12 protein-coding genes are annotated in these 13558 nt (G+C 37.9%); 7 read left to right on the top strand and 5 right to left on the bottom strand.

Annotated elements, in window-relative coordinates; translation table 11 throughout:
• Positions 1-185 precede the first annotated feature (185 nt).
• From QM524_RS06110 to QM524_RS06100, 3 genes are all read left to right on the top strand, one after another.
• The gene (locus QM524_RS06110; RefSeq protein WP_283343895.1) at positions 186-674 is read left to right on the top strand and encodes a (2Fe-2S)-binding protein; all 489 of its coding nucleotides are present in this window, start codon (positions 186-188) and stop codon (positions 672-674) included.
• A gap of 173 nt (positions 675-847) precedes the next feature.
• A complete protein-coding gene (locus QM524_RS06105; protein ID WP_283343894.1) occupies positions 848-3031 on the top strand; it encodes a xanthine dehydrogenase family protein molybdopterin-binding subunit in 2184 nt (727 codons plus the stop codon).
• A gap of 209 nt (positions 3032-3240) precedes the next feature.
• Entirely contained in the window at positions 3241-3978 is a 738-nt protein-coding gene (locus QM524_RS06100; protein WP_095160849.1) for a DUF4377 domain-containing protein, read from the top strand.
• 73 nt (positions 3979-4051) lie between these two features.
• Here the strand turns inward: QM524_RS06100 and metK are convergent, their stop codons facing one another.
• The 4 genes from metK to QM524_RS06080 form a co-directional block, all read right to left on the bottom strand.
• A complete protein-coding gene (metK, locus tag QM524_RS06095) occupies positions 4052-5311 on the bottom strand; it encodes a methionine adenosyltransferase (protein ID WP_166551311.1) in 1260 nt (419 codons plus the stop codon).
• 216 nt (positions 5312-5527) lie between these two features.
• Positions 5528-6754, bottom strand: a complete 1227-nt coding sequence (locus QM524_RS06090; RefSeq protein ID WP_283343893.1) for a lycopene cyclase family protein — start codon at positions 6752-6754, stop codon at positions 5528-5530.
• A gap of 222 nt (positions 6755-6976) precedes the next feature.
• Positions 6977-7852: a lipoyl synthase gene (gene lipA, locus QM524_RS06085; RefSeq protein ID WP_166551307.1), complete on the bottom strand. Its 876-nt coding sequence runs from the start codon at positions 7850-7852 to the stop codon at positions 6977-6979.
• A 90-nt stretch (positions 7853-7942) separates the two neighbouring features.
• On the bottom strand, positions 7943-8764 hold the full coding sequence (locus QM524_RS06080; RefSeq protein WP_283343892.1) for a hypothetical protein: 822 nt from the start codon (positions 8762-8764) through the stop codon (positions 7943-7945).
• 229 nt (positions 8765-8993) lie between these two features.
• Between QM524_RS06080 and QM524_RS06075 the strand changes: the two genes are divergently transcribed.
• Positions 8994-9407 carry an OsmC family protein gene (locus QM524_RS06075; protein ID WP_095161163.1) on the top strand — a complete coding sequence of 138 codons (414 nt, stop codon included), beginning with the start codon at positions 8994-8996 and terminating at the stop codon, positions 9405-9407.
• A gap of 252 nt (positions 9408-9659) precedes the next feature.
• On the opposite strand, the gene ytxJ is transcribed toward QM524_RS06075, so the two are convergent.
• Positions 9660-9995, bottom strand: coding sequence for a bacillithiol system redox-active protein YtxJ (gene ytxJ, locus QM524_RS06070; RefSeq protein WP_166578139.1), 336 nt, complete (start codon positions 9993-9995; stop codon positions 9660-9662).
• A 171-nt stretch (positions 9996-10166) separates the two neighbouring features.
• Between ytxJ and QM524_RS06065 the strand changes: the two genes are divergently transcribed.
• The 3 genes from QM524_RS06065 (at position 10167) to QM524_RS06055 (ending at position 13463) form a co-directional block, all read left to right on the top strand.
• Positions 10167-11450, top strand: a complete 1284-nt coding sequence (locus QM524_RS06065; RefSeq protein WP_283343891.1) for a 3-deoxy-D-manno-octulosonic acid transferase — start codon at positions 10167-10169, stop codon at positions 11448-11450.
• A gap of 66 nt (positions 11451-11516) precedes the next feature.
• Positions 11517-12446, top strand: coding sequence for a ribosome small subunit-dependent GTPase A (gene rsgA, locus QM524_RS06060; protein ID WP_166578141.1), 930 nt, complete (start codon positions 11517-11519; stop codon positions 12444-12446).
• Between the two features lie 117 nt (positions 12447-12563).
• A complete protein-coding gene (locus tag QM524_RS06055) occupies positions 12564-13463 on the top strand; it encodes an ROK family protein (RefSeq protein ID WP_283343890.1) in 900 nt (299 codons plus the stop codon).
• Positions 13464-13558 lie beyond the last annotated feature (95 nt).

Raw genomic sequence — 13558 nt, 5'->3', positions numbered from 1 at the left:
TTGTAACAAATCTCCAATCAAATATCCGCAAGCTGAAATACTTTGTCTTTCATCTAAAAAATTTGAACAAAATAAGGACAAATTGTATTTTTATAAATGTTAAAGATAAAGTCAGACGACTTTCGTCTTGCTTTTACAAACACTATCCTTCTAGATACTAATCAACTCCTAAACTTTCGCACATCATGGCAAAGTACAATCTTTCTGTAAATGGCAAAAAATATACTGTAGATGCTGATCCTGACACTCCACTTTTGTGGGTGATTCGTGACTACGTGGGTTTGAAAGGCACTAAATTTGGCTGTGGAATGGCACTTTGTGGTGCGTGTACCGTTCATTTGGACGGACAGCCAATCCGTTCATGCTCAACGCCAGTTTCTACAGTAAAGGCAACCAATAAAATCACTACTATTGAGGGAATTTCTAACAACACTGATCATGCTGTACAAAAAGCATGGATTGAAGCTCAAGTACCTCAGTGTGGTTATTGCCAATCAGGACAAATTATGTCTGCTGTGGCACTTTTGAAAACAAATCCAAATCCTAATGATTCGGATATCGATGAGGCGATGTCTGGTAATATTTGCCGCTGCGGAACTTATCCACGTATTCGCAAAGCGATTCACCGTGCGGCAGAATTAATGAAAGATTCAGGTAATACAACTGGCAGGTAAGAATATTGTACTTAGGCAAAATCAGCTTTAGGCTCTCAGCTCTAGGCATTAGGCATTTAAAATAACACAGAAATATATTGCCGACTGCCCATAGCTGAATACCAAAAGCCTAACAGTTTATTTTGCCCACTCACTTACTAAAACCATTGTTTACCTTCAACTCTCAAACTATCATGACAAAATCATTAGAATCTTCAAGTCGTAGAGACTTTTTGAAATCTACGGGAAAAGTTGGGGCTTTGTTGGCTATCGGCTTTTCGTTGCCTTGGCAACAAGGACAAGCTGCAACCATTACCAAAATCGACACAACGAGTTCATTAGCAGGACTAGAACTCAATCCTTATATCTTGATCAGTGACGATGGGCAAATAACCTTATTTAACGCTCGTCCAGACATGGGGCAAGGCACTTATCAATCTTTACCGCTATTACTGGCTGAGGAACTGGAGGTAGATTTATCTCAAGTTCAAATCCGTAATACCGACGGTCAAGGTAAGTATGGTGCACAGTTATCTGGTGGCTCGTCTTCTATTCGCACACGCTGGCAACCTATGCGTAAAGCAGGTGCAGCGGTAAAAGAAATGTTGATTACAGCTGCTTCCAAAAAATGGAATGTTCCTACTTCGGATTGTTACGCTCAACTTGGTAAAGTATATCACAAGCCTTCTGGCAAGTCTTATACTTATGGAGAATTAGTGGAAGAGGCTTCAAAATTAGAAGTGCCTAAAAACCCTAAACTCAAAGACCCGAAAGACTTCAGACTTTTAGGAAAATCAGTTCCAAGACCAGAGATTCCTTCTAAAATTAATGGTAGTGCAGTTTTTGGCATCGATGCCGAAGTGCCAGGCATGTTGTATGCGAGTATCCAGCGCTCTCCAACTATTTTAGGTAAAGTAAAGAGTATTGATAGTGCAGAAGCCATGAAGGTAAAAGGTGTGAAAAAGGTCGTAAAAACCGAACGCAAAATGCCTCACCGTGCCGTAGAAGCTGTTGCAGTCGTTGCTGATACTTATTGGGCTGCCTTGAAAGCAAGAAAAGCGCTTAAAATACAATGGGATGCAGAGGGTTCAGACAAAATTTCGACAGATGCTTATTATGCCAATCTTCGCCAGTTAGCCAAACAAGAGGGAATAGACTATCCAGAAAAAGCAGGTGATTTTAAAGGTGCATTCCAAAAAGCGAGTAAAAAACTTGAAGCTTCTTATGAAACACCTTTCTTGGCGCACGCTCCTCTGGAGCCTGAGAATGCAACTGTATGGGTACAAGGCGACAAAGTAGAAGTATGGGCTCCTATTCAAGGTCCTGATGGCTTGATTCAACAGTTGTCGGCATACCTAAAAATTAAGCCTGAGAATGTAAAAGTAAACGTACCATTTATGGGCGGTGCTTTTGGTAGAAAAGCCTATTTCGATTATGTGATGGAAGCAGCACATATTTCTAAACAGCTTAATGCTCCTATTAAAGTAATCTGGACACGCGAAGACGACATGACGCAAGGACCATTCCGTCCGGGTATGCTTGACAGATTAGAAGGTGCCATTGATGAGAAAGGTGCTTTAGTGGCTCACCATCACCAAATTGTGGGTTCTTCGATTCAGCATCAAGTATTTGGGGTAACACTCAAAGACAAAGCTGATGATTGGGCACATGAAACAGCTAATTTTGAAGATAGTCCTTATGATATTGCTAACAGAAAACTATCTTTCAATCTAGCAGAAACCGATATTCCTATTCTTTGGTGGCGCTCGGTATATTCATCTACTACAGCATTTGGTCAAGAGTGTTTTATGGATGAATTAGCACATGCTGCGCACATTGACCCATTGGCTTTTAGATTAGAAATGTTAGCTGACTCGCCACGCCTTTCAAGAGTTTTACAGACTTTAGCTAAGAAATCGAACTATCATCAAAAATTACCTAATAATCAGGCCATTGGTATTGCTGTGGCTCGTTCGTTCGGTACTATTGCAGCACATGCAATTACGGTTTCGAAACAAGGCAAAGGGGTAAAAATTGAAAAAGTTGTTTCTGTTATTGACTGCGGTATGACGGTCAACCCTGACAATATCAAAGCTCAAACAGAAGGAAATATCGTGATGGGATTGACGGCAGCTATCAAAAATGGTATCACAATCAAAGATGGTATCACCGAACAAACCAATTTCCACGAATATAACGTAATGCGCATCAATGAGATGCCAGCTACAGAAATTCACATTATTGATTCAACCGAAGAACCAGGAGGAGTTGGCGAGCCAGGCTTACCACCTATTGCTCCTGCACTTTGTAATGCCATATTCAACTTGACTGGTAAACGACTTCGAAATTTACCAATCAATTTGGACGAAATAGGTTAAAACTAAAAGAGGTTACCCCAAAAGGTAGCCTCTTTTTTTATGTCACCATCCCTCCTCTTAAATATATTCTATCCAGACTATTCGAAAATTACCATTTGTTATCGATAAACTAAAGGAGTTTTACTAATTTGCGTAAATACGACTACTTTCAAAAACCTTGTATCATCCCGCTTGTGAAGATACAAGGTTTTTTAAACCATTATATTTTCATGAAATATTGGATTTTAACCTTATCGCTTCTATTAAGTAGCATCCTATTAGTTGACGCACGCCCTCGTCGCAAAAAACATCATTCAAAACGTAGTAAGCACCGTGTAAGCCGTGTAGTTCGTCGCTCAAGTGGTGGAGGAAATTACAAATCGGTGTGGATTGCACCACATCAGGTCGATTGTAATGGTGTGGCTCCTTTAAAATGTTTTCAGGTAAAATATGCTCCTCAAGAGGAATGGCAAACGTACTCAGGCGCAATTGACCGTTTTAAATTTGTTGAAGGATTTGAATATCAAATTAAGGTAAAAGAAACAAAACTTAAAAACCCTCCTGCCGATGCGCCAGACACCAAATGGACATTAGTAAGGGTAGTTTCTAAGCAAGAACCCGAATTGCCCAAACTTCCATTAGCATCACAATGGATTTTATCTGCATACTACACAGGTAGTGCTTGGGAACCTACCAATTCGAAGTCAGCTTATTTGACAATTGCGAGAGACTTAAAAGGATTTTCAGGAACTGGAGGATGTAACAGATTAAGAGGAGACTTAGAAAGCAATGGCACAAACGTTACCTTCAGCCAAATCATAAGCACTAAAATGGCTTGTGATAAATTACAGGCCGAAACTCGTTTTATTGAAGCACTTGGCAAAGCTAATCGCTTTGATATCGTCGGTGGAGAACTAACACTTTTTAATGGACAAACTCCATTAATGAAATTAGAAAGCTATCGCTAATTTTTATTCTACTAATAACAAAAAAAGGCAAAGTCCGTGGACTTTGCCTTTTTTAATATCGAAACTGTAAGTACTAAGCCAAACCAAATTTAGCTTTTACTGCATCTACATAGTCAAGTTTTTCCCAAGTAAATAATTCTACTTCTTTCTCAACTACTTTACCATCTGGAGACTTGAATGTTTTTGTAACAACTTCGTTTTTACGTCCCATGTGACCATAAGCAGCAGTTTCAGAATAGATAGGGTTTCTCAACTTCAAACGTTGTTCGATGAAGTAAGGACGCATATCGAAGATTTCTTCTACTTTACGAGCGATTTCTCCGTCAGTCAAATCAACTTTCGCAGTTCCATAAGTGTTTACATACAAACCACATGGTTTAGCAACACCGATTGCATAAGAAACTTGAACCAATACTTCGTCACAAAGACCAGCAGCTACCAAGTTTTTCGCAATGTGGCGAGTAGCATAAGCCGCAGAACGGTCTACTTTTGAAGGATCTTTACCAGAGAATGCACCACCACCGTGAGCACCTTTTCCACCGTAAGTATCTACGATAATCTTACGACCTGTCAAACCTGTATCTCCGTGAGGACCACCGATTACAAATTTACCAGTTGGGTTGATATGGTAAGTAATCTCATCGCTAAACAAAGCTTGTAACTCAGGAGTCAACTTTGCTTTTACGCGAGGAATAACAATAGCAATGATATCTTCTTTGATTTTTGCCAACATAGCCTCTTCTGAGTCGAAATCATCGTGCTGAGTAGACACTACGATTGTATCAATTCTTTGAGGTTCGTTGTTATCAGAATATTCGATTGTTACTTGAGACTTAGCATCTGGACGCAAATAACCAATCAAAGCTGGCTCATTGTTACGGATGTAAGAAAGTTCTTGCAAGATTTTGTGAGCCAAATCCAATGCCAATGGCATATAGTTTTCGGTTTCTTTTGTAGCATAACCGAACATCATACCTTGGTCACCAGCACCTTGTTCTTCTGGGTTCTTGCGATCAACACCTTGGTTAATATCAGCAGATTGCTCGTGAATAGCCGAAAGGATACCACAAGAATTTGCTTCGAACATATATTCAGATTTTGTATAACCAATTTTGCGGATTACTTCACGTGCAATACTCTGTACGTCTAAGTAAGTGTTAGTATTTACTTCACCCGCCAAAATTACTTGACCAGTGGTTACTAATGTTTCGCAAGCTACTTTTGATGAAGGGTCAAACGCCATGAAGTGGTCGATAAGGGCGTCCGATATTTGGTCAGCAACTTTATCTGGGTGTCCTTCAGAAACTGACTCAGAGGTGAAAAGATATGCCATTTCTACAATTAATTTTTTTTTGAAATTCTATGGAAATATTCGACCCAAGCACAAAAGCTTACTAGCGAAATTATCGACAAAAATAAGAGGAAAAACTCTCAGAATTCTTGTATCTAGCTCAGTGCTTACAGCCAAGGGTCAGAATTGTATTACAAAACTACAACTAATATTTTTAAATGACAATTTAGCTTAGTTGACTACTAGATTATAGATAAATTATCTTAAAAATAACCATATTTTTCTAAATATCACTACAAATGCCGATTTCAAGAAGGGAATTATCGGAACAGTATGCATTATAGCCAAGTCTTCTAATAGACTTGTATCTTCGTCCAAAAACTTCAAAATTTGGGCTGGTCGGTTTTTACTAAATAAACGGGTAAAAATATCCTTTGACGAATGGCGATTTTTGAGCATTACGTCTAGCAAAATACTATCTAATAAGGCTTTCCAATTGGGAATATATTTGCCTTTTCTCCACGACTTTTTTTCCTTTTCAAAAGAATCAAAATTACCTTTTGCTCGCTCCAAATCTCGAACGAGGTTCTTTAGAATACGTTGTGTCCGAGTAAAACTATATCCTGTCGACGCCTTTACATAGCCCCCCGCAGTACCTATGCGCACAATGCCATCGTCGGGTATTTGAATACAAGGCTCATCAGACATCGGAATTGTCCCTTTTTCTATTTCGTCAATGCGATAATTAGTAATTTTTAACCGTTGCGAGATATAACTTTTTAGCTCATCATCATAAACAGAATCCTCTAATAAATTATCAGAAAAAATCGTGAATTCAACCAAGGCTTTGGTAGGGCTATATGGTAGTACATATACGAATCGGCATTCATCGTTCTGTTCTACACTAAAATCAAACATGGTCGGCTTAGTTTCATCAAAGACTGGCGCAACGGTTTCGATAACCCAACCTTTAAAATGCTGAAGCATTTGGCTATATCGAGTATCATCGTATGACGAACGAGATGTGCTATCAAAAACTATTTGAGAGGCTTTAAAAATACCTTGTGTAGTTTTAACTTGAGGTCTATTATCAATATCTTTTTCTACAGACAATACACTGTCAATCAAAAAGCTAATATTATCTTTTCGAGAAATAGCCTTATAGATAAACTGGTAGAAATCAGCACTTCTGATTAATTTGTATCTATATTCATCAATGGGTAAAAACTGGCTAAAATTTCTACTTCCGTGAAACCAAACACCATTCCATTTTTGTCTAACTATTTCGTCAAAAGCCGTTGGCTGAGCTTCCCAAAAACACCAAGTTTTGTCATTTTCCTTTTTTTCAGACTGATCAATAATTAGAATCTTAGCGTTTTCTAAACTCGATTGAGATAGATAATAAGCCAACGATAGACCCGCCAAGCCTCCACCTGCTATAATAAAATCATATGTTGACGAATAGGATTCTGATGCTGTACTCATGGATAACTTTTTCTTTTAGTAACATGAAGAAGGTTACTTTGTTTAGATATTTCTTGACTGCCTAGCAGGAGTATGAATAAAAAAAGCCTTACCTGAAGGTAAAGCTTTTCTATTTTATCAGATTCTTGAACCATCAAAAATCAAGTCAATAGTTCAAATAAAAGTCATGAAATGCTAATAATTTAAACTCACAATTCACAACTCATAATTCAGCACTAATACTTAGATATGTCTTTCTGCATGGTAGCTTGAACGAACCAATGCACCCGACTCCACATACTGGATACCTCTTTTCAAACCTTCTTCTTTGTACATAGCAAAAGTATCTGGGTGAATCCACTCAATTACCTCATGGTGCATTTTAGTTGGTTGTAAGTATTGTCCCAAAGTCAAAACATCTAAGCCATTTTCCACTAAATCGTCCATCGCTTTAAATACCTCTTCTTTGGTTTCACCAAGACCCAACATAATACCCGTTTTGGTACGCTTACCAAACTCTTTGGTACGTTTAGTCTGTTCCAAACTACGTGCATATTTTGCCTGAGGACGAACATTACGATACAAGCGCTCAACTGTTTCCATATTGTGCGAAACAACTTCTTGACCACCTTCAATCATACGATATAGGGCGTCCCAATTACCTTTTGTATCTGGAATAAGTGTTTCGATGGTAGTCGTTGGAGACTCTTGTTTTACTTGTACTACCGTTTGATACCAAATTTCGGCACCACGGTCTTTCAATTCATCACGGTTTACTGAAGTGATAACAGCGTGCTTTACTCCCATCAACTTAATAGCTTCAGCTACACGACGTGGCTCATCAGCATCATATTCGTTTGGACGACCAGTAGCCACCGCACAAAATGTACAAGAACGAGTACAAACATTACCCAAAATCATAAAGGTAGCTGTACCTGCTCCCCAACACTCGCCCATGTTTGGACAATTCCCTGATTGACAGATGGTATGTAGCTTATATTCGTCGACAATACTACGAACTTTTGCGTATTCTTTACCGATTGGTAATTTTACTCTTAACCAATCTGGTTTTTTGTTATGCTTGGTAGCACTAGGAGCTACTACTGGAAGTTCTATCATTACAATAAATTGAGGTATGTTGAAAAAGTGATCTATACTTCTAACAAACTCTACCCTATTTTTGATTCAACAATGTGCAAAAATACGAACTTACTTTTTACCCCCGAAGAAAATTGTCAAATATCCCGAAGTAAAGACACTTTGATTGTCAGAAAGTGCCATAATTTCTACTTTTTTGCTGTAGATATCTGCTAAGAAACCTACTTCTAAACTAATATTGCTTTGACGAAAAGCATCCAATTCAAAATTCAAACCAGCTTTGATATTGATACCCGGTGTAAATTTCATATTACCCAATCCTTTAAAAAAGCCTCCACTTCCAGCAATATTGTTGATAGAATGAACATTGGGATCGTAAGGTTCGCTTACCAAATAGCCTCTTCCGTAATATACATCTACGTAATACGGCTTCAAAAAACCAAGCGTTGGGCCAGCAGCGATGAATCCATTCACATTGATACCTCCATCTGAAGATTTTCTAAATAAGCTTATTTCACGGCCATACTGCGGACGCAAAGCAAACAAATAGTTCTTTTTGCCATAAGCATAACCTGAGCCATTCCCTCCAGCATGAAGTGTACTTTCTTGGTAATTATCTACATTCACCAATTCTAAGTTGAAATAATGCATCTGTCTACGTGCCGTACCGTTGTCAATAACGATTTCTTTACGTACCATAAACCCTCCTAACAACCCTGAATTGGTGTTGGTGGTGATACCCACTGAGAAAATTGAGTTAAAATTTTCTTCATCTACCTCCTTTTTAGGCTTAGTAGAGGGCGCACGGTTAGGAGCAGCAGACTTTGTAGTAGTAGTTGTGTTGGCAGGAGTATTTCTACGTTGTGCTTGCGACAAATTTGACCAAGCCATCAACAGTAAACTCATTGCTAAATATTGGGTAGTTTTTTTCACGATAAACTTTTCATTTTAGCCTAAAATCACCAAAAATCAAGGTTTTTGAGTAATTTTAGGAAAAGTAAACAGGAAATTTCGGTAATACAAATATTGACCTTTGTATTCAAGAAAAACAAAAGCCAATGCTTCTTAAGCAATACGAAATATAAAGCAATTTATTTTGGAGCTTGGTTATTTTCAATTAAAATTACCTTTTTCTTACAAACATCATAACAACTCTATTAATATGCCCACAGTAAAAACAACTTACCTAGGAGAACTTCGCACAGAGTCTACTCACTTACAATCAGGCAATCAGCTCATTACCGATGCTCCTACCGACAACATGGGCAAGGGCGAGGCATTTTCTCCTACCGACTTGGTAGCTACTGCCACAGGTACTTGTATGCTTACAACAATGGCAATCGTTGCCCAAAGAGACGGTATCGAATTAGCTGGCTCGGAAGTTGAGGTTACCAAAATCATGTCTCAAACTCCTCCGCGCAGAATCGCTCGCTTAGAGATTAACCTGAAAATGAAGACAAATGTTGCCTTGGACGATGCACATATTAAAAAATTAGAAAATACAGCACACAAATGTCCAGTTTCATTGAGCCTTCATCCTGATGTCGAACAAGTAATTGATATTCAGTGGTTGTAGGCAAATGCAGGTTATTGGTTAATAGTGTACCCGTTATTAGAAAGCATTCTTAGTCATATCTGCTTGATTATTACTACAGAAATTCATTCAGCTTATTTTAAGGACCATCGAATATCTTTTTGATAAATAGAATAAAGGCTACCTAATTGAATCAGGTAGCCTTTATAATTTCTGATGCCCACTATTTGAAAGATTGAACCCAAAAGCTATTTAAGCTCTAATCGTCAATCCGAAATCTCCAATCCGACATCGTTAGACTGTTTCGGCAATTTCTTCGAAACGAATATCAAAATGTGAAGCATCATACACACTTGCTCCATCCTTGATTAGAATCACTTGTGGCGACTGATGCTCTACCCCAAATTCCTCCACGATGGCATTTGATACGGGTCTATTCGCAATCAAATCCAAATAATAAGGCTTTAATTCACCAACGGCTTCTTGTTTCCAATTACGCTCAACACGACTTAAGGCTGTAGATGAAATTGAACAACGAGTACTATGTTTAAAAATCAACACTGGTTGATTAAATGACTCTTCTTTAATGGCTTGTAATTGCTCTACTGTGGTTAATTGATTCCAGTTCATGGGGTAAAATATGTGTTACAGATACCAAAATGATAACCTATCTATGACCTAATTATCATTTTTCTATCAATGATTATGGTATTTTTGTTGTTTGTCTTTTAGAATTGTTTTATTGCTAAACGAAATACTAGTAAATTTGATTCAAATTTCATGATACAATTCTAAAACGCATTGGCAAAAGTACTATATAATTTATCGATTGAGCTGTATCAATGGCTAATTCGTCTGGTAAGTCCTTTCAATCAAAAGGCTCAGCTATGGCTCAAGGGTCGAGAGGGACTTTTCGAAAAACTCGAATATCAACTAACACAAGCTCGTCAAAAATCACAAAGCCCACTTTCTATTGCATGGTTTCATTGTGCAAGTTTGGGTGAATTCGAGCAAGGTCGTCCTGTGATCGAAGCTTACAAAAAAGAATTTCCCAATCATCACATATTACTAACCTTCTTCTCCCCTTCTGGATACGAGATTAGAAAAAATTACGAAGGGGCAGATTTTATTTGTTACCTTCCAGCAGATACTCCAAGTAATGCCAAACGTTTTGTGGAACTTATCAACCCTACGGTAGCATTTTTTGTAAAGTATGAGTTTTGGTATAACTATCTGAATTGTCTCAAACAAGCCAATATTCCCAGTATTTCATTTTCGACTATATTTAGAGAAAATCAGGTTTACTTTAAATCTTATGGTGAATTTAATCGTAGTATTCTGCGATTATTAACTCATATTTTTGTCCAAAACGAAAAGTCGGCATCTCTTTTAGCTGGTATTCAAATTCAAGAAAATGTAAGTATTGCAGGTGATACCCGCTTTGACCGAGTTGCTCAAATTGCCCAAAATAAAAGGGTAATTCCTATTGCAGAGCAGTTCAAGAACGATACACAAACCTTAATTGTGGGCTCATGCTGGCAACAAGACTTTGACGTATTTTGTCCTTTTATCAATAGTTTTGAATATCCTTTAAAGGTAATTATTGCCCCTCATGAAATTCATCCAGAGGAAATTACACAATGGCAAAAACAGCTCAAAAAGCCAAGTATTCGCTATTCTGAAGCTCTGAATGGTAAAGAACTAAACAACGCCGAAGTACTATTTATCGATAATATAGGAATGCTTTCATCTCTTTATCAATACGCCGATTATGCGTGGATTGGAGGAGCTTATGGTAAAGGTTTACATAATACCTTGGAGGCAGCCACTTTTGGACTCCCTATCTTTTTTGGAAATAAGGTTTATACTAAATTCCAGGAGGCCATGGATTTGATTGCCATAGGAGGAGCTCAGGTAATTGATAACACTCAAACTTTTGAAAGTATTTTCACCAGTTTATATCAAGATTTCAACAAACGAAAAGAGGTTTCTGACAAAATTTTAACCTATGTTAAAAGTAATATTGGAAGCACTCAAACCATTATCAATTTTGTAAAAAATCTTATTCAAACAACGAATAAGTGACTCACTGAAAAGTAATTGCAAGAAGAAATACGTTTCGAATGAATTACTTTTCTTACGATTTAATATATGCACAGAGGATTAGTCATACGCTCAACTGGCTCATGGTACGAGGTAATGGCCGACTCAGACAAGCACGTCTGGAAAGGTCGTTTGAAGGGTAAGTTCAAAATCAAAGGACTTCAAACTTCAAACCCACTCGCTGTAGGCGACAGAGTAATGTTCACTATCGAGGATACCGTTGAAAATACGGTGATTATCTACGAAATTGAACAAAGAGAAAATTATATCATTCGTAAATCGGTACACAAAACTGCTCAAGGGCATATTTTGGCTGCCAATCTTGACCAAGCGGTTATCATTGCCACGCTTAATTATCCTAGAACATCACAGGGCTTTATTGACCGTTTTTTAGTCTCAGCAGAATCATTCAGAATTCCTGTAACAATTGTTTTCAATAAAGTAGATTTACTTTCTGAAGAAGAAAAAGATGAATTAGCTGATTTGGCAGCAATGTATGAAGAAATTGGCTACCCATGTATCTTCACTTCTGTGCCAGAAAACATTGGGATAGACGGATTTAGAGATTTATTAAAAGATAAAATTTCCTTAGTTTCGGGGCATTCAGGTGTAGGAAAATCGACTTTAGTAAATAAAATCGCTCCACATTTGGACCTAAAAACTTCAGAGATTTCCAATTTTGCCAACAAAGGAGTTCATACAACCACTTTTGCCACAATGTTCGAATTGGCAGATAACTCTTTTATTATTGATACGCCAGGTATCAAAGAATTAGGCTTAATCGATATTGAAAAAGAAGAACTTTCTCATTTCTTCCCAGAAATGAGAGCGCTTATGGGAGAATGTAAATTCAATAATTGCCAGCATATCAATGAACCCAAATGTGCTGTAATCGAAGCTGTTGGAGAGGGCAAAATAGCGGCAAGTCGCTATATGAGTTATCTGTCAATGATGGATGACGACGACAACAGAAGATAAGCAAAAGAGCTACCTAAGTAATATGGTTGAATTGTGAGTTTGTACTCATACTTAGCTCTTGACAATAACTATTACTCAATTTCTATCTAAACTAATTATTCTAACAAATTTAAGAAAATGAAACTTTGGGGTATTGATTTGGGCGGAACCAAAATCGAATGTGCTGTATTAGAGAGCAGCGATAATATGAATGTGTTGATTCGTAAGAGGATTCCGACCGAAGCAGACAAAGGATATGAGCATATTATTTCTCAAATCAAAAAATTAGTCGATTTAGTAGCCGATGAACTTGGCGAAAGACCTCAGAAAATTGGGTTTGCCACGCCTGGAGTGCTAGATCCTGCCACCAAAACCATGAAAAACTGTAATACGGTTTGCATGAATGGAAATCCTATGAATAAGGATCTCGAAGCAGTATTAGGCATACCTGTCAAACTTGCCAATGATGCCAACTGTTTCGCACTTGCAGAGGCCTTAATGGGCGCTGGTAAAGACTATCCTGATGCTGAGGTGGTATTTGGTGTCATCATGGGGACAGGCGTCGGCGGTGGACTAGTGGTTCATGGTAAAGTAATTGGTGGTCAACATGGTATTGGTGGCGAATGGGGACATAATATCTTGGAAGAAAACGGAGAGCCATGTTATTGTGGCAAATCAGGTTGTGTTGAAAAGGTCATTGCAGGACCAGCATTAGAGAAATATTATGCTGATAATGCAGAAAAACCATTAAAACTCAAAGAAATACTTGAACGCCACGAGGCAGGTATCGACCCAGTTGCTACTGCAACTATCGAGAGACTACTTGAATATTTTGGTCGTGCGATTTCTACATTGACCAATGTTTTAGACCCTAACCTAATTGTGATTGGTGGTGGTGTAGGAAATATTGATTTGCTTTATACAGAAGGATATGAGCGCATTAAGAAATACATTTTCAATGATAAAAAAATTACAACACCCATCGTAAAACCATTATTAGGTGATAGTGCAGGCGTTTTTGGTGCGGCACTTTTGTAATCAGGAAGTTATTTGTTAATCGTATATCTGTTATTTGAAAGCACTTACAACTACCAAAGTGTACAACAGACATATTGTTAATTAAATTTTACCGC

The organism is Flectobacillus roseus (assembly GCF_030056595.1).
GTDB lineage: Bacteria > Bacteroidota > Bacteroidia > Cytophagales > Spirosomataceae > Flectobacillus > Flectobacillus roseus.
This window is presented reverse-complemented; position numbering and strand designations above follow the sequence as displayed.